Annotated in this window: 24 protein-coding genes and 1 tRNA gene; 11 read left to right on the forward strand and 14 right to left on the reverse strand. The window is 35.9% G+C overall.

The window, feature by feature from the left end; all coding sequences use genetic code 11:
* The first annotated feature begins 6 nt into the window (after nt 1–6).
* Nucleotides 7–828, forward strand: a complete 822-nt coding sequence (locus AAGD51_RS00585) for a hypothetical protein (RefSeq protein ID WP_265029904.1) — start codon at nt 7–9, stop codon at nt 826–828.
* 3 nt (nt 829–831) lie between these two features.
* Here the strand turns inward: AAGD51_RS00585 and gshA are convergent, their stop codons facing one another.
* A complete protein-coding gene (gene gshA / locus AAGD51_RS00590; protein WP_236514412.1) occupies nt 832–1,992 on the reverse strand; it encodes a glutamate--cysteine ligase in 1,161 nt (386 codons plus the stop codon).
* A 115-nt stretch (nt 1,993–2,107) separates the two neighbouring features.
* Between gshA and hslV the strand changes: the two genes are divergently transcribed.
* Both hslV and hslU read left to right on the forward strand, forming a co-directional pair.
* Entirely contained in the window at nt 2,108–2,662 is a 555-nt protein-coding gene (gene hslV / locus AAGD51_RS00595) for an ATP-dependent protease subunit HslV (RefSeq protein ID WP_077188416.1), read from the forward strand.
* 1 nt (nt 2,663) lies between these two features.
* Nucleotides 2,664–4,154, forward strand: a complete 1,491-nt coding sequence (gene hslU, locus AAGD51_RS00600) for an ATP-dependent protease ATPase subunit HslU (RefSeq protein WP_077188417.1) — start codon at nt 2,664–2,666, stop codon at nt 4,152–4,154.
* A gap of 68 nt (nt 4,155–4,222) precedes the next feature.
* Here the strand turns inward: hslU and AAGD51_RS00605 are convergent, their stop codons facing one another.
* A complete protein-coding gene (locus tag AAGD51_RS00605; RefSeq protein WP_006279838.1) occupies nt 4,223–5,164 on the reverse strand; it encodes an FKBP-type peptidyl-prolyl cis-trans isomerase in 942 nt (313 codons plus the stop codon).
* A complete protein-coding gene (locus AAGD51_RS00610) occupies nt 5,157–5,948 on the reverse strand; it encodes a polyprenyl synthetase family protein (RefSeq protein WP_077188418.1) in 792 nt (263 codons plus the stop codon). Before AAGD51_RS00610 ends, AAGD51_RS00605 begins: the two co-directional genes overlap by 8 nt.
* A 181-nt stretch (nt 5,949–6,129) precedes the next feature.
* On the opposite strand from AAGD51_RS00610, the gene acpP reads away from it, so the two are divergent.
* The 3 genes from acpP to AAGD51_RS00625 are packed head-to-tail and all read left to right on the forward strand — an operon-like array spanning nt 6,130 to nt 7,768.
* Nucleotides 6,130–6,354, forward strand: a complete 225-nt coding sequence (gene acpP / locus AAGD51_RS00615; protein WP_213863337.1) for an acyl carrier protein — start codon at nt 6,130–6,132, stop codon at nt 6,352–6,354.
* Nucleotides 6,355–6,367: 13 nt separating this feature from the next.
* Nucleotides 6,368–7,639 (forward strand): beta-ketoacyl-ACP synthase II, encoded by a 1,272-nt coding sequence (gene fabF / locus AAGD51_RS00620; RefSeq protein ID WP_182321250.1) that lies wholly within the window; start codon nt 6,368–6,370, stop codon nt 7,637–7,639.
* A 3-nt stretch (nt 7,640–7,642) separates the two neighbouring features.
* Nucleotides 7,643–7,768 carry a hypothetical protein gene (locus AAGD51_RS00625; protein WP_255322260.1) on the forward strand — a complete coding sequence of 42 codons (126 nt, stop codon included), beginning with the start codon at nt 7,643–7,645 and terminating at the stop codon, nt 7,766–7,768.
* Nucleotides 7,769–7,808: 40 nt separating this feature from the next.
* Here AAGD51_RS00625 and AAGD51_RS00630 read toward each other — a convergent pair whose 3' ends face one another.
* Nucleotides 7,809–8,033, reverse strand: coding sequence for a hypothetical protein (locus AAGD51_RS00630; RefSeq protein ID WP_010082031.1), 225 nt, complete (start codon nt 8,031–8,033; stop codon nt 7,809–7,811).
* An 85-nt stretch (nt 8,034–8,118) separates the two neighbouring features.
* On the opposite strand from AAGD51_RS00630, the gene AAGD51_RS00635 reads away from it, so the two are divergent.
* From AAGD51_RS00635 to thyX, 3 genes are all read left to right on the forward strand, one after another.
* Complete coding sequence (locus AAGD51_RS00635; protein ID WP_010082032.1) at nt 8,119–8,715, forward strand: CPBP family intramembrane glutamic endopeptidase; 597 nt, start codon at nt 8,119–8,121, stop codon at nt 8,713–8,715.
* A gap of 155 nt (nt 8,716–8,870) precedes the next feature.
* Nucleotides 8,871–10,148, forward strand: coding sequence for a UDP-N-acetylglucosamine 1-carboxyvinyltransferase (gene murA, locus AAGD51_RS00640; RefSeq protein WP_006279833.1), 1,278 nt, complete (start codon nt 8,871–8,873; stop codon nt 10,146–10,148).
* Between the two features lie 9 nt (nt 10,149–10,157).
* Entirely contained in the window at nt 10,158–11,012 is an 855-nt protein-coding gene (gene thyX / locus AAGD51_RS00645) for an FAD-dependent thymidylate synthase (RefSeq protein ID WP_015589436.1), read from the forward strand.
* A gap of 72 nt (nt 11,013–11,084) precedes the next feature.
* On the opposite strand, the gene AAGD51_RS00650 is transcribed toward thyX, so the two are convergent.
* On the reverse strand, nt 11,085–12,869 hold the full coding sequence (locus AAGD51_RS00650; protein ID WP_341810470.1) for a hypothetical protein: 1,785 nt from the start codon (nt 12,867–12,869) through the stop codon (nt 11,085–11,087).
* Nucleotides 12,870–13,013: 144 nt separating this feature from the next.
* Between AAGD51_RS00650 and priA the strand changes: the two genes are divergently transcribed.
* Nucleotides 13,014–15,356, forward strand: coding sequence for a primosomal protein N' (gene priA / locus AAGD51_RS00655; protein WP_265040694.1), 2,343 nt, complete (start codon nt 13,014–13,016; stop codon nt 15,354–15,356).
* 9 nt (nt 15,357–15,365) lie between these two features.
* Here the strand turns inward: priA and petA are convergent, their stop codons facing one another.
* The 4 genes from petA to AAGD51_RS00675 form a co-directional block, all read right to left on the reverse strand.
* Complete coding sequence (petA, locus tag AAGD51_RS00660) at nt 15,366–15,965, reverse strand: ubiquinol-cytochrome c reductase iron-sulfur subunit (RefSeq protein WP_010963095.1); 600 nt, start codon at nt 15,963–15,965, stop codon at nt 15,366–15,368.
* 92 nt (nt 15,966–16,057) lie between these two features.
* A complete protein-coding gene (gyrA, locus tag AAGD51_RS00665) occupies nt 16,058–18,760 on the reverse strand; it encodes a DNA gyrase subunit A (protein WP_006279827.1) in 2,703 nt (900 codons plus the stop codon).
* Between the two features lie 52 nt (nt 18,761–18,812).
* Nucleotides 18,813–18,885: transfer RNA gene (locus AAGD51_RS00670), tRNA-Val, on the reverse strand.
* A gap of 138 nt (nt 18,886–19,023) precedes the next feature.
* Nucleotides 19,024–19,146 (reverse strand): hypothetical protein, encoded by a 123-nt coding sequence (locus tag AAGD51_RS00675; RefSeq protein WP_255324043.1) that lies wholly within the window; start codon nt 19,144–19,146, stop codon nt 19,024–19,026.
* A 365-nt stretch (nt 19,147–19,511) separates the two neighbouring features.
* Here AAGD51_RS00675 and AAGD51_RS00680 point away from each other — a divergent pair, with 365 nt between their 5' ends.
* Nucleotides 19,512–19,721 (forward strand): hypothetical protein, encoded by a 210-nt coding sequence (locus tag AAGD51_RS00680; RefSeq protein ID WP_265040692.1) that lies wholly within the window; start codon nt 19,512–19,514, stop codon nt 19,719–19,721.
* Between the two features lie 4 nt (nt 19,722–19,725).
* On the opposite strand, the gene AAGD51_RS00685 is transcribed toward AAGD51_RS00680, so the two are convergent.
* The 5 genes from AAGD51_RS00685 to AAGD51_RS00705 form a co-directional block, all read right to left on the reverse strand.
* Nucleotides 19,726–20,601, reverse strand: coding sequence for a tetratricopeptide repeat protein (locus AAGD51_RS00685; protein WP_236514415.1), 876 nt, complete (start codon nt 20,599–20,601; stop codon nt 19,726–19,728).
* 266 nt (nt 20,602–20,867) lie between these two features.
* Nucleotides 20,868–22,181 carry a group II intron reverse transcriptase/maturase gene (ltrA, locus tag AAGD51_RS00690; protein ID WP_006280268.1) on the reverse strand — a complete coding sequence of 438 codons (1,314 nt, stop codon included), beginning with the start codon at nt 22,179–22,181 and terminating at the stop codon, nt 20,868–20,870.
* On the reverse strand, nt 22,144–22,272 hold the full coding sequence (locus AAGD51_RS00695) for a hypothetical protein (protein WP_255324786.1): 129 nt from the start codon (nt 22,270–22,272) through the stop codon (nt 22,144–22,146). The genes ltrA and AAGD51_RS00695 overlap by 38 nt, the downstream gene beginning before the upstream one ends.
* A 414-nt stretch (nt 22,273–22,686) precedes the next feature.
* A complete protein-coding gene (locus AAGD51_RS00700; RefSeq protein ID WP_006279825.1) occupies nt 22,687–23,076 on the reverse strand; it encodes a DUF1284 domain-containing protein in 390 nt (129 codons plus the stop codon).
* A complete protein-coding gene (locus AAGD51_RS00705; RefSeq protein ID WP_006279824.1) occupies nt 23,073–23,600 on the reverse strand; it encodes a biotin transporter BioY in 528 nt (175 codons plus the stop codon). Before AAGD51_RS00705 ends, AAGD51_RS00700 begins: the two co-directional genes overlap by 4 nt.
* Between the last annotated feature and the right edge of the window lie 30 nt (nt 23,601–23,630).

Genomic DNA, 23,630 nt, shown 5'->3' on the forward strand with positions numbered 1-23,630 from the left:
TATTTCATGCCAAGCAAGCTAAAAGAAAAATCAAATACGGTTGCACAAAAGGTACATGATGCTTATAATCATGATATCAGGAAGGTAATCTGCATCACAACAGGTTTAACAGCCCTATTGTGTAAGATTTCACTGCAATTTTGCTGCGAGTTCATTGACAATAATAGATCCAATATCTTTCTTATACGGAATGTTGCTCGACTAGTAAAGTTTCCGACATCTATTCTATACATTGCCCATTCTGCATTTACTCTACAGGATCTAATTAAGGATTACAGAAACCCTGAGAGTAAAAAAGAGCTGGCAAAAATTGTGGGTAAATCGGCTAATCTTGCAAGCAGCATCATAGAAGCATTGATGATGTTGAAAGTCATCCATTTTTTTACTAGGAGTAATGCAGACGTAATAAGTCACATTCACTTAACATCAACGATCCTATTTCTGTTTATTTCGGAACCTATAAGCTACTATTATTCATGGAGAAAATACCTAGATAATAAGGATCCTGAAAAGTCTGCTAAGTGTAAGAAGGACCTTATTATCAGCACATTAACTTTGTCATTAGGTTTGTTAAACTTCATATTAAAAAGAATGGAGACTGCAACCATACCAATAAACTTAGGTAATGGTATAATCTATAATTTCAACTTAAGCGTAACAGTTAGCATAATATATAGTGCAGTATTTCTGGCAGTTCAGCTTGACAAATTGTTTCAACAACCTGTCAATGATGATCCTTCCACTGAACTTGATAGTGCTGGCCATAACCATATTCAGCACGGTAATGATGGTAATGATCTGCCCGATGGTAACGCTGTGGGAATGTAAGGGTTAGAGGTGAAAAGATTTTATTTCTACTGCCAACGCTAGTACTGCTAATTTGCTAACAATACTCCAAAGTGACAGAATTTTACCTTCCACAACCTGGCTAACATCATGAAACTCACAGTCAGTGGCATTCAAGCTAGAATATACATCTTTTCTGCTATTACATCGGTATAAGTAACATGTTGGAGTATCTCCTATATAGTATATTAGCGGTTCTGCAGAACTGCTTTTAAACATGTCAATGGTTGGTACACCTTCTTGCATAATAACGCTATTGATTGCTATTCCTTCTTTTATCTTTTTCATTTTATGACGCTTTTTTTTATTGAGGTTTAATATTTCCTCTCCACTTGTTGCTGTTATAATGCCCATCCCATATGTGCCATTGCTTGCTTTGATAAAAACGTAAGGTTGTGTTTTTATTTCATATTCCTCATATTTTTTTTGCACTAGAGATAATATTTGGTCAACTTTAGTTGCTACTGCTCCTAGTGACAAATCATCATCAAAATCAACTCCATCACAGCTCTCTGTAAGCACAGAAATTAGCCATGGGTCTATTTTAAATTCGCCACAAAACTCAGATGCTAATTCTTGATAGATTTCAAAATACTTAAATTTCTGCCTGCTATGCCAACCGTATAGTGGGCTTGGTACTATATCTTGCTTTACGTCTTTCAGCGTGTCTGGAATGTGGCTCGTCATATCACGGTTCAGTATAATAACATCAGGCACAAATCCTGAAGTTGTCTTTAGCAGAGAGTTTTCTTTCACAACAGTTTCATACTGTTCTATTAAATTGTATACTTCATTATGTAAAAGGCCAATTCTAGCTTCAAAACCTGCGAGTTGCAGTACTTTCTCTATAACAAATACGTTTTCTATATACATTTTATTGCGTGTATAATTTTCCGGTATTATAAGAACCTTTTTGTATTGATGTCTTTTAAAGTAGCTTTCTATCAATCTTGCTGCCATTGTTCTTGATTCTTCACTTAAGTTATTGAATCCTGCAGGAAATAAATTAGCGTCCACTGGGGCAATTTTGTAGCTGGAGTTTCTAAGATCTATAGAGCTATAAAATGGCGATGTAAGGCCATTAAATTTTGCTTCGAACCAATTATTTATACTTTTTTCCAAATCTGGGTGAATTATGTTTTGCATCTGCACTTTAAATGTTATAAGGAAGGTATTATATTATAAGCTATAGTTGAACATATTTAGTAAATTTGACTAAAGATTAAAGTATAATGAGATTCTTATTTAAAGTGATAGAAAAATGATTCAACACGATAACAATAAAATGTATGGCACTACTATACTGTCAATTAGAAAAGATAAAAGTGTAGTAGTAATAGGTGACGGACAAGTTTCACTGGGCCACACTGTTATAAAATCTGGAGCAAAAAAAGTTAGGCGTCTTTCTGGTGATTCCGTAATTGCTGGATTTGCCGGGGCAACAGCCGACGCATTTACTCTTTTTGAAAGATTAGAATCTAAACTTGACAAGCACCCAGGGCAATTAATGAGAGCATGTGTTGAACTTGCAAAAGACTGGAGAATGGATAAATATCTGAGGAAATTAGAAGCTATGATGATCGTTGCAGATAAATCTATTTCATTAGTAATTACGGGAACAGGTGATGTTCTTGAACCTGAAGATGGAATCGCAGCTATTGGCTCTGGGGGAAATTTTGCTCTATCTGCAGCAAGAGCTTTAATTGACATTAAAGGAATATCAATAGAGGAAATTGCGAAAAAGGCTATGAAGATAGCTGCTGATATATGTGTTTATACAAATCATAATGTGATTATTGAAAAAATAGAGGAGTGATATGTCTTCCAAGCAAAAAACTTTATGCACCAATTTTTCCAATCAGCCTATAACCCTTTCAGAAGGACGGTCTTGTAGTAGTGACACCTACGATGAAAAAAATGACCTCTATAAAGATACTAAGAGTGGTTTTGATTCAAATGACAGCGATGTTCAAGTTAATGACAGTACTCAAGTTTTGTTAGATGACCTGCCACCACAGAAGATAGTTAAAGAATTGGACAGATTCATAATCGGACAGGATGATGCAAAGCGTGCTGTTGCTATTGCGCTCAGAAATCGTTGGCGTCGCAATCAGGTTCCATTTCCATTGCGTGATGAAATCATACCTAAGAATATATTGATGATCGGTCATACAGGGGTTGGTAAAACTGAAATAGCTCGCCGCTTAGCAAAACTTGCCGGTGCACCGTTTATAAAAATTGAGGCAACGAAGTTTACTGAAATAGGATACGTTGGACGTGACGTTGATTCGATAATACGTGATTTAGTTGATGCAGCAATAGTTTTAGTTAAAGAGAAAGCCCGTAAAGCCTTAGCTAAAAAGGCTTTAATTTTAGCTGAGAAAACAATAGTAAACTCTATGGTAGGCGAAGATGCAACCGAAGAGAGTAAAAAAATTTTTAGAGAAAGGTTGAGGAATAAAGAGTTTGAGGACGGAGAAGTTTCTATTAACGTCAGAGAGAGCAAGAGTATGTTACCTACTTTCGATATACCAGGCATGCCAGGTGGGCAAGTTGGTGTGATGAATGTAACAGAAATAATGGGCAAGATGTTTAACGGGAGCAAAAAAACAAAAACTATTACGGTGAAGGTAAAAGAAGCGCGTGAAATATTAATTAATGAAGAAAGTGAAAGGCTAATGGATGAAGATAAGATAATCAAAGAAGCCATTGATCTTGTTAGTAATGACGGTATAGTATTTTTGGATGAAATAGACAAAATTGCAGCGCGTACAGAAGTAAAAGGTGAAGTAAACAGAGAAGGAGTGCAACGCGATCTGTTACCATTACTTGAAGGAACAACTGTTACAACTAAGTATGGCCATGTAAAAACAGACTATATATTATTTATTGCATCTGGTGCTTTTCATCAGTCTAAACCATCTGACCTCTTACCGGAATTGCAGGGCAGATTACCGATCAGGGTAGAACTTAAGGCACTTACTCAAGAAGATTTAATAAGAATATTAAAGGAACCAGAATCTAGTTTGTTAAAGCAGTACATAGCTTTAATGAAAACAGAAAATGTGACACTTGAGTTCACTGATGATGGTATAAAAACCATAGCTGAAATAGCGTTTACAGTTAATAGGCAAGTGGAAAATATAGGCGCAAGAAGGCTTCACACTGTTATGGAGAAGCTTTTAGATGAGATAAGTTTCATTGCTTCTGAGAAAAATAGCGAAAAATTCATTATAGACAGCAAGTATGTAAAAGATAAACTTGAGTCAATTTCGAAGCAGCTTGATTTATCTAAGTTTATACTTTAGGAAAAACGAAAAGCCTACTTTAAGTAGTATAGAAAGTGTTCAGAAGGTCAGCCAGTAGACCTAAAATTTCAGCTATATTCTTTAGGCTGTTTTTCAACAGTAGAATGGTGTGCTGCGACCTCTTGCTTAACATCTAAGCTTAAGTCAATTATTGAGATATTTTCTTCATCATAATCTATGTCTTTTATTAACATATCGTCAGTAATAGTCAAAAGGTCAGGCGGAGAAAGAATAGTTCTTTTATTACCAGCTCTCATTCCCACAACTCCAAGCTCTATAGCAAGTGGTATTTTTTTATCGCCAACCCTAAATTGCACTGTTTGATCTTTGGCTATATATTCTCCATTATGCTCCTTTACGCTATATTTAACCGATATCTCATCACCGCACCTTACTTGTTTTCCAGTCTTGTTAATTAAGTCATTAAAAACCATCAGATTATTTACTGAGTCGGGATATTTATCCTTTACTTCGATCAGTTTGACGTAATAAGAATTAAAATTCATTTTGTTATCATTGGCAATAGTAACTACACGCTCTCCGCCTTCTTTCATACCTATTACCCCTAAACTCACTTCTTTTAGGTTATCTTGACCTATTTTCAAAGTAACATCAGAAACTTTGCTAGGGAGTGTTGCTAAGTTATTATTAGAAATTTTATATATTTGCAGTAGGACTTCCAGGCCGCAGAAAGCCTTGCTGCCACTGCCTTCAGTAATTTCATAAAAATTTATCGAATCTTCTTCTTTTTGCTGCGTCATTTCTTCTAAATATTCTGTTAGCCCATGCTTTTCAATATAGCGGTCAAGTGCTGATTCAAGTATTGGCTTCACTAGGTAATGTGCTATCGTCTGTATCAAACCACCATGCGTGGCACTTATCTCATAAAGCTTGTCCTTTTTTTCCGGTTTACCTTTGTTTATATAGACAATAGTAAACACAAAAGCAGAAGTTAAAGTGAGAATCATTACTATGGAAATAAGCATTTGTAATATAATTTTTCTAACCATCTTTCTTTACTTGATTCAATAAATCATATAAATAATTAGTATCCCCTGAAAGCGCACTCAAATTATCCAAGCCTTGTTTAAAGAGGCCGTCTATATAGTTCTCTACTTCACTTTTACCAAGCACAGACATAAGATTATTTGTTTTATCTTGTTCGTAGTCTTCAATATCATCCTTAGCTTGAAAGATAAGCCCTAGATTTATTCCATAGTTATATAACGCTTTACGTTGCTTGTCTATAGCATTTCCTATTATAGCGCCTATTTCACATGAAGCTGCAAATAGTTTTGCGGTTTTCATCAAATGAATTTCTTTTATTTTGTTAAAATCTGCACCAATATCTAAAGCCTGTCCTCCCACCATTCCCCTAATTCCTATTGCCTGAGAAAGAACTTTTATGATCTCACAGCGTTTCTCATTTAACGAAGATAATACCTCAAAAGCCAGAGTAAGTAGTGCATCTCCGGCAAGCACTGCTGTTGCTTCATCAAATTTTTTATGGCAGCTTAGCTGGCTTCTGCGAGTATCACTGTTGTCCATGCACGGTAAATCATCGTGAATTAGAGAGTAAGCATGAACAAATTCAATTGCTGCAGCAACTGATATTACTTTTTTAGCTTCCGCGTTAAACACTCGCGATGAAGCTACGACTAAAAAGGAGCGTATATGTTTTGCAGGAGCAAGGAGTATATAACGCATAGCTGATATAAGCTTATTCTCGCTATTTTCGGGTAAGAGTTTATTTACTTCTACAATAAGCAAATTTTTTGTTGTTTCGTCTAGCATTTTTGAATTGTTAATTGTTTAGCACGTAACGCTAGCCAGCTAGGGCAGTAGAAAACTTTACTGTAGTTTACCAGTTATAAAAGATATTGCAAACATAAAAATTTTTTATAACATCAAAGAATAGGTTATTTTTTTGGTAAGAAATGTGAATAGCGAACTAGCAAAGAGCACTAGAGAAGACATAGAAGAAAAAGTAAAAAAGATTATACTAGAGCACATTAGTAAGGATGTAGAGAAATTCAACAGCTCTTCAAAGCTTTCGGAGCATGGTACAGACAGTTTAGATGCAGTTGAAATCATCATGGCGGCAGAAGAAGAGTTCGGAATAGAAATTCCAGATGAAGACGCACAAAAAATGGAAACTATGGAGCAAATAGTTGAGTACATTAATAATAAAAAAGGCTAATAGTTAGTGTTAAATGAGCAGAAGAGTAGTAGTCACTGGTGTTGGTTTAATCACTCCACTAGCGGCAGATGTTGACAACACTTGGTCAAGGCTAATAAAAAGTGAGTCTGGCATAAAAGCAATCAATACGGATAGATTTGACTCTTCTGATCTTGCTTGCAAAATTGCAGGGCAGGTGCCGTTGCAATCAGACAACATTGAGCACCATTTCAATCCACTAGATTATATTTCTGAGAAAGACTCAAAAAGGACAGATCGTTTTATTCATTACGGTATTGCAGCAGCTATTCAGGCAGTAGATGATTCATTAATTTTGGAAAGCCAAAATATCAATCGGGAACGTGTTGGTGTAACTATTGGCTCTGGTATAGGTGGTCTTCCGTTAATTCAGGAAAATGTAATTACCATGCAGGAAAAAGGGCCCAGACGTGTCAGTCCATTTTTTGTCCCTGCAAGTCTAATAAATTTGATATCTGGCCATATTTCTATTAAATACGAATTTACAGGTCCAAACGATTCAGCAGTAACCGCATGTGCAACAGGTGCGCATGCAATCATAAACTCAGCAAGAACTATAAAACTTGGTGAAGCGGATGTTATGATTGCAGGTGGAGCAGAAAGTGCACTGTGTAGAGTTGGAATTGCAGGTTTTGCATCTATGAAGGCGTTATCAACTAAATTCAATGATAAACCCAAAGAAGCTTCAAGACCATGGGATGCAGAACGCGATGGTTTTGTTATGGGTGAAGGAGCAGGTATATTGGTGTTGGAAGAATACGAACATGCAAAAAAAAGGGGGGCAAAAATACATGCTGAACTGGTTGGGTACGGACTCACAGGAGATGCGCACCACATTACAGCACCACATCCAGAAGGAAGAGGCGCATTTAAGGCAATGCAGCTTGCTTTAAAGAGCGCACAAATTAATCCCAATCAAGTAGGGTATATCAATGCACATGGAACTTCAACGCCACTTGGAGATAAAATTGAAGTAATAGCAATGAAACAGTTATTCGGTGACTACGTTTATAAAATACCTGTTTCTTCAACTAAATCTTCTATAGGACATTTACTTGGTGCTGCAGGGAGCGTTGAAGCAATATTCAGTATTCTTGCGTTAAATAATGGAATTATTCCGCCAACCTTAAATTTACACAAGCCTTCAGAAGGATGTGATTTAAATTTTGTACCGTTTAAAGCTCAGGAGCATAAAATTCAATATGCACTTTCTAATTCGTTTGGTTTTGGTGGCACTAATGCATCGCTCATATTTGGACAAGTTTAGTTGATGTCACCCCAGTGTCTTCCTCTTGTCATTCCAGTACCCTCCTCTTGTCATGCAAGCAGCTCTCCTACTGTCATCCCAGCACGTGACACTGGGATGACAAACGGTTGTGAAAGGGAATACATATAAAAATTAAACTATCAATAGCAATTCAAAAAGAAAAAATATTCTATTCATCCCTGAAGAAGTATTTTATTGACAATTTATGAATAAAGATCAATAATGCAGAAAAGGAATTGATAGGCGTATGCATGAATTTAACCACTATTAATTGTACATTATTTGTTGTAATTACATATTTTTTGACGTGCATTATAGCTTGGTGCTTACCTTTCAAAGACATAACATTATTAACAACATTTGTTCCGGCTTCAGTTGCAATTTTGCTAACCATTTATAATAAACAGAAGGTAAGGGATCTTTTTAAACTTAGTTCGCCAAAAAACTGTCTATTAGGGTTTATACTTATTCTGGTAAGTATGCTAATTTCCAATGGTCTTTTGTCAATTTACTGCGGTTTTTCATTTTTCCGAGAGTCTTTTACGTTAGACCGTGTAAAGGATTTGAGTGCAGTTTTGAGTCCATTAGTGATGTTATTTGTTTTATTATCAACCTTTGTGATGTGGATCATTATGTCTCTTGGTGAAGAGATCGGTTGGCGTGGCTATCTTTTGAAAAATCTTAAAAGCAAAATATCAAATTTTTATATCAGAGCAATTATTGTCGGTATTATTTGGTCAGTATGGCACATACCAACTTATGTGGTTGCTGGCTCAGCTTTGTGGAAGGATGGCTTTACATTCCCGACTATTTGTGCTTATACCCTTTATATTTGTGCAATGTCTATAATGTTTACCTGGTTGTTTGAAAAAGACAACTCGATTTGGCCAGTAACTATTGCTCATGCAACAAATAATCTTGTGTATAGTGTTTTGAGCATTCTAATGCCGTCTCCTCCTCTGTCAACTTTCGATGCAGTAATTCGCCTTACATTAGGAGCAGCTGGTTATTTCATTGTTGCAATTGGTGTTATTTGGTTTGATAAAGCTCGAGAGCGTCATTTGAGTAATTCATAGTATAAAATTTCGGGGGCAATTCGCATCAGGTGTCATGCAGGTAGCATGACACTGGGATGATGAGGAAGAAAAAGCAAATTTTGCCTTTTACGGTCAATCTATTATACTTAGTAAGACTTCAATAAACTAATGAATTATACTTTATATCTAATTAAATGCACAAGATATTAATAAGAAATAACTACAAACCTTTGGTCGGAAAAATCAAGATTAATGGCTCAAAAAATGCTGTTTTACCAATAATGGCAGCAAGTCTATTAAGTAGCTCCCCGGTAATTTTGCATAATGTACCTGATTTAATTGATGTGCATCTAATGTCTAAGTTGCTTGAAAGTCTTGGAGCAGAAGTAAACTTTATGCACAATAAAAATTATAAAGCGAACCATACTTTGAAAATTGACTGCAGCAATATCAACAATCACGTGATGCCATATAAAACCGCAAGTAAGCTAAGAACTTCTTTTCTAATATTGGGTCCAATGCTTAGCAGATTTGGCAAAGCGAGAACAGCATTTCCTGGTGGATGCAACATTGGAAAGCGTCCCGTTGATATGCATATTAAAGCATTAGAAGAAATGGGAGCTAAAATTGAAATTGACGGCTATAATATAATTGCAACAGTGAAAGGAAAGCTACAAGGAAAAGAAATCACATTTGAGAAAATAAGTGTTGGCGCAACAGAAAATGTAATAATGGCAGCAACATTTGCAGAAGGAGTGACAACAATAAACAATGCTGCAACTGAGCCGGAAGTTCTTGATTTAATAGATTTTCTGAAGAAAATGGGTGCTGATATTGAAATTGATAATACAAAGGTCATAATAACAGGAGTTGAAGCACTAAATGGATGTGTTCATAAAATAATACCAGATCGCATAGAAGCAGGCACCTATGCACTAGCTGCTATAATAACCGGTGGTAAGTTGGAGTTGGAAGGAATAAATCTATCTGATATAAGGTGTATTACAAATGAGTTGGAGACTATAGGAGCTATGGTTGAACTGTATGATGGAGGCATTGTTATTTCCAGAAAAAATGGCTCTATTAAGTCTGCTAACGTTGCGACAGATCCATACCCCAATTTTCCCAGTGATATGCAACCACAACTGATGTCTGCAATGTGCATCGCTGATGGGATATCAGTAATTGAAGAGAACATTTTTGAAAACAGATTTACACATGCAGATGAATTGAGAAAGTTAGGTGCTAATATCAGCATCGAGAAAAGCAAAGCTACTATAAGTGGAATAAAAAGCTTATCTGGAGCTAATCTATATGCTACTGACTTAAGATCAACAGCAGCTTTGGTGCTTGCTTCTTTGGTAGCCGGTGGAGAAACTATAATAAACAATTCACATCATTTATGGAGAGGATATGAAGCAATGCATGAAAAACTCAATTCATGTGGAGCTGATATCTCCATTTCGTCTTGAGGATATTTTATGAATGAAGCAACCAAACGAACTATAGTAAAAGAAATAGATGCAATCTTATATGAAGAACATAAGGTATTAGACCATGGATTTATTCGAGTAGTGGATTATATGGGCTCTGATAGCGCTATAGTTCAAGCTGCTCGTGTTTCTTATGGTAAGGGAACAAAACAGATAAGTCAGGATGAAGCACTTATAAAGTATTTAATGAGACATCATCATACAACTCCATTTGAAATGTGTGAAATTAAGTTTCACGTGAAACTTCCAATTTTTGTTGCAAGGCAATGGATAAGGCATAGAACTGCAAATGTGAATGAATATTCAGCAAGGTATTCAATACTTGATAATGAATTTTATACACCTAAACCAGAACAAGTTGCAAAACAATCTGACAATAATAAACAAGGTAGCGGGGAAGCTTTTGATCCAGATACCTCAAAGGAAATAATAGATTCTCTAACAAATGACTCTAATTTAGTATATTCTCATTATGAAAAATTTATTGAGCAGGGGCTTGCAAGAGAAATTGCCAGAACTAACCTAATGCTTAATTACTACACGCAATTTTATTGGAAAATAGATCTGCATAATCTCCTTCATTTTTTGAAGCTTAGAGCTGATAAGCATGCCCAATATGAAATCAGAGTTTATGCAGAAGTTATGCTGGATATAATAAAAAAATGGGTTCCACTGGCCTACAATGCCTTTGTTGAATATTGCCTAGAATCAGCCTGTATTTCAAGAACTGGTCTAGAAATAATTCGCAAATTAATTAAAGGGGAAAACGTTACTAGAGAAGAAAGTAATATTGGTAAAAGAGAATGGGGCGAGCTGATGTCTATACTTGATAAACAATCTTAAAGATAAAGGCATACGTGTCAATCTCCTCTGTCAGTTAACTCTCGTTCACCAGATTGAATCTTGCTTTTTACATCACATTAACTCATCACTTTTATAGAACATCTCATTAAAATCATTTAGAGTTCCAAAATCCTGACCCTTGATAAACAGGTGATCATTAGCAACATGTGCTTCATCAAGAGTAAACAGCTCGTAATGATGATTGTGAGCGGGCCTAACAATTTCATTATATAAAACCATTACTTGTTCGTAGTTATATCCATCGCCAGCATGATATTTACCACGTACGGTATCATAAAAATTCTTTACATCATCATATGTCACTTGCAGCTCCACCTTATACTTTCCCACTTCAAGAGGACTTCCTGTCTTTATTTTTAAGGGATGTTGTGAATTTGCAACACTGTTAGAAGTTTCTGCTTCAATATCAGAATTTTTATCCATATTTTCTATCACACTTGCCATAACAGTTTCTTGTTCATCTTCTGTTGGTTTTGTTTGTTTTTCAGTCTTATTACTGCTACTGTCAGTTTCCACAGTTACTTTTTTTACTTCTATATCTTTTTGAGCTTTCTCATTACTTTGCTTGTGTATTTCATCTCCATGCAATTTTTTCTGCAGAGCTTTTTTCGTATCAGCATAATCATCACGACTGCTTTGCAAAGCTGGTTTATAACTGCTGCTATCATCCGCTTGCATTTGATCTATATAGTTAGATTCTTCTTCCTGTATAGTATTTTTTGCGTTATCCTCACCAACCGTTCCTTTCTCCCCAGACTTGGCTTCACTCTCTACCACAACTTCTTCGTCTACTTGCTCATCATCAATTGTAAATTCAGTACCTATCTGATTGCTATCTTCCTCCAATTCATTAGATAATTTTTCAGATAGCTGGTCACCACTCAAATATGGTTCCTTTGAATATTTAGCATAATTATGGGGATCGGTTCTGTTTTCTGAATAAAACCCACTTTCAAAGTCTGAGTAGGAGCTTTGATTGAGCACAAAAAATAAGTTTTCATAATTAACCAGCATATCACTATCAGGGCTAACAAAATTTAAATATTCATCGCCTTCCCATTCTGGGTGGTGTCTATACTCTGCTATGTAGTATTTACTAGAGTCGAGAGGTATCTTGTCACCTTCTTCCCCATCAAGTTGTAAAACTACTGCTGAATGCCCATTACCTAAATCATTACCTTTTACCACTTTGAATATTTTAATCTCATCCTTTTCTACAAGTTCTTTTAACTCCTCGTTCTTTTCATTTAACTCTTCCTCCCTTTGTCTTTCTGCTTCTCTTTCTCTTGCCAATCTTTCTGCTTCTTCATCAGCTTTCTTCTGCAGTTGTGAGAATACATTTTGTAATATATCTTGTGTGGTTAAGCTATTTGTGTTGCTTAAAAAATTATCTAACACATTTGATGCAATTGGTGACAATTCACCGTGATCATCAAATACTTTTTCCTTTGCTTTATCATAGTGATTTGGGTTATAGATTGCATACAGAGGATAAAAACCATAATCTGCAATTGACGCTCCGTCAGGTGATAGTTCCATTGAGAATCCATAGTAATTAAGTGGAAGATTGGAGGTTAAATATTTACCGTTATCATCCCTAACGTGTAGCTCACTTCTACCATTGTGCTCACTATATTTGTTGTAGTAGATATAAAAATTCTCATGGTTAAGATTGAAGTGATCATCTAGATTATCGAATTGAATTGTACTGCCAAGCTTCTCCCGCAAAAGATTTTTGCTTTCATCTGTAAGCTTTATATGTGCAGAAAAGTAGTATCGATCTATAGGTTCGCCTTTTTCTATTTCAAAGTTCAAAGTAATCTTGTCGTTGACCATTGGTAGCCTCCACAAATTCTATAAATCATTTTATTTATCAATCATACGGTCTGTACTATGAAAAATGTGTTAAACATTAAGATTTTCTCTGTACCGATTCATCTATATTGCCAAGCTTAATAAAGTTACAAGCTCTTTAAAACAATGTTAAACTCAATCACTATGGCAAAAACAGTTGACGTATTACTACCACTTCCAATTGATCAGTTATTTTCATATGCAATTGAGGAAAGTACTGAGATTTTACTTGGAGATTACGTAGTAGTGCCATTTGGCAAAAAACGCTTAATCGGAATAGTTTGGAAATACAGTGATAAAAGTAACCGAGAATTAAAATTTATTGAGCAAAAAATCGATTTACCAAATATTAGACCAAAATTGATTGCATTTGCAGAGTGGGTTGCGCAATACAACTTAATACCTATTGGTATGCTTGCCAAAGTGATAATGGGAGGAGTGTTAAAAGTAAATCACATAGATAAATTGGTTTGTGTTGAACAAAAGCAGGAAACAAGTGAAATAAGCTGCAAATTGAGTCCTGAACAGCAGGTAGCTAGTGATAAAATAATCAGCAATTTGAACGAATATTCAGTGACTTTGCTTGACGGTGAGACCGGGTCTGGAAAAACCGAAGTTTATCTCTCTGTGATTGCACAATTGATTAAGAATTACACTGCCGTTCCAAATGCTGCTCAGACTTTACCATCCCAGTGCCCAGAGACACAACTGTACGAACATTGTGATTTGGGTCTACCAAGAGGGTGTTATCCGAGTAGCCTGACACTGGGATCCAGTTTTTCATATAACCTCATTACAAATGTTTATTTTAACTTAAAACCAATACCTAATTTACAATCAAAATTCCTGGATTCCAGTGTCAAGCACTGGAATGACACCTTTATACTCAAGGCAAAACCCACTGTAACATTTAGCATACCGTCTTTGCCACGTACTAGTATGACACCAGAATATGTTGAAATGACATCAGGAGAAGGTAATGCGCAAGTGCTAATCCTCTTGCCTGAAATTGTTTTAACTTCACAATTGGTAAACCGTATTCATGGTCAGATATCAAAAAACTTAGTTGAATGGCACTCAGAGCTCACTCCAAAAACTCGCCGGAATAATTGGCTCAGCATAGCGAATGGAAATGCGCAGATAATTATTGGTGCACGGTCAGCGCTTTTTTTGCCTTATAAAAACCTAAAATTGATTATCGTTGATGAAGAGCACGACTCATCTTTTAAACAAGAACAGGGAATTATATATAATGCTCGAGATATGGCGATAATCTTAGCCAAATTTGAAAATATTCCGATTATTTTATCATCAGCTACTCCACTGCTTGAAACGATTCATCATGTTAAAAACGGGAATTACAATCATGTAAAGCTAACTAAACGATTTGGTGGTGCAGAATTGCCACTCATTAAAGTAGTAGATATGAGGAACAACAAGCAATGGATCTCCTCTGAGCTTTTTGAAAGCATCAAACAAACCATAGAGAAAAAACAGCAGGTTATGCTTTTTCTAAACCGCAGAGGGTATGCACAACTGGCAATTTGTAAAAAGTGTGGATATAAAATTTCCTGCTTAAATTGTGCTGTTTGGCTTACATATCACAAGAAAAAAAATGCTCTTTTGTGCCATCATTGCTCTTATCAATTAAAACTTCCAGAGAAATGCTCTAATTGCCAAAGTGAACAGCCATTGTCCCTCTACGGCATAGGAATTGAAAGGTTGCTTGAAGAAATGGTGAAATTAATACCAAACGCAAAAACTGCGATGATAAGCAGCGATCAGAAGTCGGTTAGTAACGTAATTGACTTGATATTGAAAGAAGAGGTGAACATTATAATCGGCACACAAATAATTGCTAAAGGGCACAATTTTCCCAAATTAACTTTGGTTGGAGTAATGAATGCAGATTTGAGTCTCGAAAATTCTGATTTGAGAGCAGCGGAAAAGACGTATCAATTATTGCACCAAGTTGCAGGCAGATCAGGAAGGTTTAATGAAAAAGGAATGGTAATAGTGCAAACCAATAATCCTGAAAGTTCAATAATAAAAGCATTGCTGCATCAAAAAAGAGACTCATTTTATGAAATCGAACTTAAGTCAAGACGCGAAGCCAAAATGCCACCATTTAGCAGATTAATAGCGCTTATAATCTGTGGTAAGAATCAGATTGCAACACAAAAAGCAGCGAATGAAATAGTAAAATCTCTTCTTTGTCATCCAAGTAGCTTAACTACTTGTATCCAGGAAAAAAATGTAGGTGTAGACAAAAAGGAATTTGAAATTCTTGGCCCATCACCAGCAGCGATAAATTTTTTAAATAATAAGTATCGGTATAGGGTATTATTAAAAATACACAATAAACACAGTTTATCTATACAAAAAAAGCTGAAATATTGGATTAAAAATTGTAACTTGAATTCGAGTATTGCAGTGATAATAGATGTTGATCCTGTGAGTTTTTTTTAACGAGTTCCGTTAAGCCTTCTTGCCAATTACCACAACATTCTCACTGGGAAAAAAATAATCAGGTACAGCCATATTTTTCGGTGCAGGACCCCCAATTACTCGACCTGATGTATCATAATATGAACCGTGGCAAGGACAGAACCAACCATTACCATCTCTTGTAGCGTGGTCAACCGGTACACACCCAAGATGTGTACATATTCCAAGCATAATTAACCATTCGTCTTTTCCTTCGTATACTCTCTGCTCATCTAATTGAGGATCCCTCAAGCTCTTCACATTCACAGCTCTTGCAGCCTCAATTTCTTGCTTTGTGCGTCTACGAATGAATACTGGTTTACCTTGCCACTTTACTTTTACTCCGTGTCCTTCCTGAATTCCAGACAAATTCACCTCCACTGTGGAAGTTGCTAGAACTTCAGCAGAAGGATTCATAGATTTAACCAGTGGCCAAAGTCCACTTGCAGCTCCTATACCTGCCATAGCGCATGTAGTTAATGTTATAAAATCTCTCCTACTCTTATTTTTAGTAAGATCTTTAACAGGAGGTGTTTTTTTATCCTCTTTGTCTGCCAGTGGTTTTTTATTTTTAGTTAATTTTTTGTCCATTGATCTTTACTTAGCCATAAGTATATATTTTAATTTAAATACTGCGTATTAATCAACAAAAACTTGCGCTTTTTGTTTAACCTATACTACGGTTAAGAAGCGATAGAGTTTTCAACTTCAAAAATACTATCTTCAGTGGAATCAGGATCTTCAATTTTCGCTACTGACACCACTTTTTCTCTACTTTCTGTTTTAAACAGAGTGACTCCTTGAGTGCTGCGTCCTGCAATTCTAATCTCATTGACCGAAATGCGAATTAACTTTCCTTTATCTGTAATAAGCATTATATTATCACCCTGCTCAACTGGAAAACTAGCAACAACATTACCGTTTCTGCTAGTAGTAAGAATATTGGTGATACCAACACCACCCCTGTTAGTTACTCTATACTCATACGCAGAAGTTCTTTTACCAAAGCCATTTTCAGTAATAGTTAATATAAACTCCTCATTCACTGCAAGTTTTAAGAATAATTCGTTATCTATTCCTAAATCATTCAAAGTCTTTTCCAATTTAGAATCAATGGAGTTATTAATTGCAGTCCCCAGTCTTTTTGCAAGTGGAACTTTTAAGTAAAGTTCTTTTGTTTCTGTTGCTACACCTATCCCATTTAATATGGTCATGGATATCACGCTGTCATTCTTTACAAGTTTGATACCTCTTACGCCATCTGAATTGCGACTCTTAAATTGACGCACATCACTTACAACAAATCTGATACTTTTTCCAAGCGTTGTTGAAAGTAAAACATGGTCAATTTCATTACATACCTTAACCGATACTAATTTGTCTCCTTCATCGAGCTTTATTGCTATTTTTCCATTGCTTGGAATATAGTGAAAGTCCGCTAAAGAGTTACGCCTTATGTTTCCATAGGCAGTAGCAAAAACTATGTTTTGATTTTCGTCATTTTCACTTGGCAATGGCATGATATTAGTTATAGTTTCACTATCGCTAAGCGGAAATATGTTAACAAGCGCTCTTCCACGTGCAGTTGGTTCTGCAAGAGGCAACTTATAAACCTTTAATCTATAGACTCGGCCAATATTAGAAAAGAATAAGAGGCTAGTGTGAGTATTTGTCACAAATAATTCTGTAATTACATCTTCTTCTTTTAATCCCTGTCCTAGCTTTCCTTTTCCACCACGACGCTGAGTTCTGTAGTGAGAAAGTTTCACACGCTTGATATAACCATTCATAGTTACGGTTATCACCATATCCTCTTGTGGAATTAGATCTTCAGCTTCAATGTCCGCGTCTGACTCCTCTATTGAAGTTTTTCGCGGCACAGCAAATCTGTTCTTTATTTCTTGTAGATTGTTTTTTATTTCTTTCATCAACTTCTCTCCTGAGCCAAGAAAAGCGATATATTCTTTTATCAGGTTGATCATTGAACTTAGCTCAGCTTCTAATTTGTCTTTTTCAAGGCCTGTTAAACGCTGCAGTTTCATATCAAGGATAGCCTTAATCTGTAGCTCAGTTAATCTATACACTCCATCTTTCAAAAAGCTTGAGCTATCTGAAATCAACTCGATAATAGTGTTGATTTCATTCGAAGTTTTCCATTCTTTATTTAAAAGTTCTCTACTTGCTTCCGCAGGATCTTTTGCACCGCGGATGATTTTTATCACTTCATCTATGCTGAGGACCGCAATGTAGAGCCCTATATATATATGAGCTTTTTCTCTCGTTTTTCTTAGACGAAATTCTGTTCTCCTGATTAACACTTCTTTTCTAAAGTCAACAAAAGCAGCTATGATTTCTTTTAACGACATCAAAGCAGGCCTGTTGTTATTGAGCACTAAAGTGTTAACACTAAAACTACTTCTTAGTGGAGTTAGCCCCAATACTTGATTAAGTATAAAACTTGCTTCAGCATTTCTTCTGAGGTCAATTACTACTCTAATACCAGACTTATCGGACTCATCCCTAATTTCTGTTATACCATCAATTCTTTTTTCTTTTACAAGCTCACCTATCTTCTCAATTAATTTTACTTTATTTACCTGGTAAGGTATTTCATCAATCACTATTGCTTGCCTATCTTGTGGCAGATCTTCTATATGAGTCTTGCCTTGCACAACAATTGATCCACGACCAGTTGCAAATGCTGATCTTATTCCAGACCTTCCAAGAATTGTTCCCCCAGTTGGAAAATCCGGCCCTGGCATCACTTCAAGTAACTCATCCAAAGTAACTTCAGGATTATCTACATATAACATACAAGCATCTATTATTTCTCCAAGGTTGTGAGAAGGAATATTGGTTGCCATACCAACTGCAACACCACTTGCACCGTTTACCAATAGATTCGGAAACTCTGCAGGCAGCACAACTGGTTCTGTTTCATTTCCATCGTAGTTTGGCCTAAAATTAACTGTATCTTCATCAATATCATTCAGTAAAAAGTGCGACACTTTTTGAAGTCTTGCTTCTGTGTATCGCATTGAAGCTGGTGGATCTCCATCTATCGAACCAAAGTTACCTTGCCCATCAATAAGTGGTAAAAGAAGAGAAAAATCTTGAGCCATCCTGACCAAGGAATCGTAAATAGCTGCATCACCATGTGGGTGATATTTCCCCATTACGTCCCCAACTATACGAGCCGCTTTTTTATATGGCTTACCGGCATCGAATCCAGCTCTTGACATTGCATATAATATGCGCCTGTGAACAGGTTTAAATCCATCCCGCACGTCAGGTATAGCCCGGCTTATGATAACGCTCATTGCGTAGGAGAGATAAGAATCTTCCAGCTCTTTTACTATTGAGATTGGTACTATATTATCCTGCATTTTTTATACTTTAATTGAAGTAATTAATAATACTAACATTCAGTTAAGCAAATGGGCAATGACAGACTTGAACTGCCGACCTCCTCGGTGTAAACGAGATGCTCTACCAGCTGAGCTAATTGCCCCTTTAGATTTAATTCTATAGCTCAATATTATTATTGTAAACAAAAATAGCAATAAATTGTATCCGTTCAGCAGAGTGGCAAAATAGGTAGACAAGGTGATCTAAAAAGATAATCATAGAGTAAATGTGAGGTAAGTCCTTACAATAAATGGTGTCGTCCAAGTAGCCGACACTGGGATCCAGAAAAAAGAATGGTGTCATTCCAGTGCTTGACACTGGAATCCAGCTTTTTCATAATCATTAAAACGTTGTATTTTAACATAAAACAGCTATTTTTATGCTCGCCAACTTAATAAAATTCCTGGATCCCAGTGGGCTTTGTTGCATCGCTACTTATGAAAGGCTAACTATAATTAGGATTATAAGCAACTTATTGAAAATCTTGTTTTTTTGCAATCAATCTGATCAAATTTAAGAATAGTAATTTGTTATTTATATTAATAAATTTAATTCTATTGAAAATAGCTAAAGCATTGAAATTCTTGAATTTTAGCCGGATTAGTGAGTGGTAGTGAAATTTCTTTTACTCAAATTTAGGTATTCACTGACCGTTCTTGTTGTAAATACCAGAATAATAAGCTACTGATATTCTCCACCTTTTTTATCTTTAATCCATCATAGCTAGCGATGCAACAAAGCCATCCCAGTGTCAAGCACTGGGATGACACCCTCCTAATAGGCCAAAATCACAATGTTCGTACAGTTATGCATTTGTTGTGTAAATTACCTTTGCAAACAAATGTTCGTACAGCTGTGTTTCACACACTTTGCTTCAATATTTGCACATTAGCCACTCCCTTGAACAGATACGATAAATTAGATTTAGGTGAGCTATAAGCTTTTATGAAATCTTTGAGTGCGTGCTGTGAAGTTTTATAAATTTTAGTCTTGCTGTCACTTTGTATAAAGGTATTTTTTCACTCACATCTTTCGAAGTTGTAGCCATGTTCAACAATTTTAAGTAGAATATTGTAGCATTTTGAAAATCTGAAAGTTTATCTAGAATAACAGCTAAATTATAAGTATAAAAAATATTGTTTTCATCGAGGGAAATAGCAGTTATCATATACTCTTTACCTTTTACATAATCCTCCTTTTTCATATAGATCATACCTAAATTTGCTAATAAAGGAGCATAATTTTTATGTATATCATACAATTTTAACATTTCACTCAACGCCAGATCAGGATCATATTGTGAGATTATCGTCAGAAAATTTTTTAATATGTAAGGGTTAATAGGGTGTTCTTTTAACAGTCTTGTGTAAATCTCTACAGCTTTTTTGTATTCTTTATTAGCGTAATAAATATTTCCCAATCCAATTAAAGCATTTTTATGATAAGGAAACTTTGCGATAATCTGATTAAGGAGAGAAATAGCTGCTTCATTATCTCCTGATTCAAAGGAATCTTTTGCTTTTTTTAAAGTAGAGTATATGTCAAAACTCTTGCCAGAATTCTGCGAAATTTTGATATTAAATTTGTCACTTTTTCTCTCAATAACATCAAGATCTTTATATTTTTTATCAGCTTTTATATGCTTGACAACACTATCGAAGGCCTTTTGTATCTCCAAATTTTCACTAGCATAGGTAACAGAAGACCTCCATAAAATCACAACGCAAATTAACATGCAGATAAACATAGGTCCTAGTGTTGTGGCATTGGCTGCAGCGTGTAACCAGTAAACCTTATTTCTTTGAGCTATGCGTAACACATTACAAATTCATAAATGCTAAATTACCTATCTCATACAATAATAAAGATATTATTAATTAGCGGGACGAACATGCTGTGTAGCTTTTCAGAATGCATTTATCTTTTGTCTTCCATATTTCGCTTTATTTCCACAAAAATGCTTCAATTTATCTTAGTCTGGTAGAGACTCATGACCTTGAAACCAGCGATTTGGTCTCATAACCATAGTCTCCCCAAAAGAACCGTGCTTGCGGATTTCCCGCACACGGCTCCACAATACAGCGTTCACACTAGTGCTCCTGTGTATAAAGAAACATATACCTTTGGTTTTGGTAATGGATTTACTTTTAAATAGTGTATAAATTGTTCCCAATCCATACTTTTCTTTTGACTACGTCGGTTTATCCACTTAAATGCTAACTTTGTTACCGGTCGATAGAATTGAATCAAACACCGATAATTTCCGCTAACTCCGAAGTAGCTATAGTGTCCTGTTAGTTTGGCTTTAAGTTTCTGCCACCAATCTTTGAGACAGATACGACTTCGTACCATCTTCAACCATTCTTTGATTTCTTTAATCTTTCTGGCTAGGCTTATTTTTGAAGTTTTCTGCTTCATCATAAGTTTACCATTACGACTTTTTCCACAATAATGTGTAAATCCTAGAAAGTTGAAGCTAGCCGTCCTACGTTTCTCTCTTTCTGCTTGATACCATTCTTTCTTACCAAACTTTACTATTTTTGTTTTATTTTCAGCTATTTCCAACCCAAATTTACTTAGTCTTTGTTTCAGTAATTCTAGAAATTCTTTTGCGTCTTCTTCCCTCTCGCAGCCAACTACAAAATCGTCGCAAAACCTTATTAGCTGTAAATATCCTCTGGCTTTTGGCTTAAATTTCTTTTCAAACCATAAGTCCAGCACATAGTGTAAGTATATATTAGCTAATACAGGGCTTACTATACCACCTTGTGGTGTGCCTTGATCGGTTGCTTTATAACATCCAACTTCGACTATTCCTGCCTTTAGAAATCGTTTTATTAACCACAATAAATTTGGGTCAGCTATTCGTTCCCTTAGACAATTCATTAGCCATTTATGTTGAACATTATCAAAGAACTTCTTGATATCCACTTCTACAATATAGTTAATTGGTTTGTGCATAACTGCTTTATCTAGAGCGTTTATCGCCTGATGACAATTTCTTCCTGGTCGAAATCCATACGAGCTGTCCATAAAGTTTGCTTCATAAATATTTTCTAATATCTTCTTTAGCATTACCTGTACCAACTTATCTTCCGTTGATGGTATTCCGAGACCGCGCTTCTCTTTGCTCCCGGCTTTGGGTATGTATACCCTTTTCACTGGTAGCGGTTGATATTGTTTTCTCTTCATACTATCCACTAGTGTTTTAAGTTTCTCTTCTAGATTTTCTCCATAAGCTTCCACTGTCACACGATCTATACCACAAGCCTTGTTGCGTTTTAGTTCCTTATAACACTCTGCAAGATTCTCTTCATTAATCAAATGAACTAATGATGTAAATTTTACTCGCTTATCTTGCTTAGCCCTTACTGCTATCTGGTTTAGTTTTCCTTGCATACTCCTCCAATCTCTGTTGTATTGGTATAGCAATCCCTATACCAGTCACTATATTGCTAACCGCTTCCCCTTGTATGTGGCTTTCCCACACTCCGAGTACTATCAGTTAGTCCGACTTCCTTTGCATCTTCCTCCAGTCCTCGCCTTTATTGACTTGTTCCAGAGTACCCTTACAGGAATACAAAGGATCTCCCAAGTTCACGTAAGGTCCATCTCAACACATGACGCGGCCTTCGATCCCGATGAGGTGAGTAATATCTTGCCTTAGCGTTATTACCCATGTTGCCTTCCACCAAATGTAAAGTGTCAGCCCCCATGACGCGTGAATTACGGGACTCAATACCTTCACTTTCGTTGCACCCTATGTTGTCCATTCCATTAGCTTTACTACGCTCGTTACCTTACGCAGCATAATGGTTTGTTCCAGGTTGCCGGCTAAGCTTTACCCGTGTTGGATTTTCACCAACTGTTCCTTACGCACTTCTTGGCGCACACATTTTGTCAACTACCTTTGTAGATTTAAAAGGGCATTTTTACATATTCCATATGGCTGCCAGTTGCACCCCTCACATGCGTACTCGAATTTCTTTAAAGACATTTTCTCCCTAATCTTTTTTACTGCCTCATTCCAAGTTAAAGTCTCGCCAATTTTAATTCCTAAAATTTCCATATGCCTTCTATCTAGCTCTAAAACTTTAGCTTGTGTGGTGCATTTACCTTGTTTAGTCTGATTTGGACAAGCACTACAGATATTATCAAGGTTACCAACTACTTCGATTTGAGTACTAATTACTTTGCTTGCTATCCTTTTATAATTTTCTACAAAACCCTGAGAATACCCATATCCCCGAAACGCGAGGGTGCACATGAAATGATGAGGGCGGAATTTTATCATTTTTTCAAATATTGCAAAGCTGCTACAAGTAGAAAAATTTTTACCAAACCAGGAAGGATAAATGGTAAAACACCCACCATTATTGCTTGTCCCAGACCCAAGTAAACAGCAAGCCAACTAACACCACAAATAAAGATTACAACTGTACCAGCCAGACAACTTAAAGAATTACACACAAATGATTTATATTTAGAGTTCAGTAATTCATTTACTTTGCTCATTACCATAACAGCAGCTAAACAGCCAATTAAATATCCACCGGTTGGTCCAAGAAGAGCGTGATAACCACCAGAAAAATTCGCAAGAACAGGCAATCCTGCTGCACCAAGTGATAGATATGTAAGCACAGAATAGAATGCTGTTCTGCGGTTAAATTTAAGCCCAATAAGCATTACTCCTAAAGTTTGCAATGTGATAGGCACAGGCTGCAATGGTATACTTATTTGAGCCATCAAGAATAAAAGTAAAACGCAAGACAATATTTCAGCCAGTGTTGATCTGCTGCTAGATTGTGTTATAAACATACCTTCCCAATAAAAATAACTTATTAAATG

The organism is Wolbachia endosymbiont (group A) of Volucella bombylans, from assembly GCF_964026965.1.
GTDB lineage: Bacteria > Pseudomonadota > Alphaproteobacteria > Rickettsiales > Anaplasmataceae > Wolbachia > Wolbachia pipientis.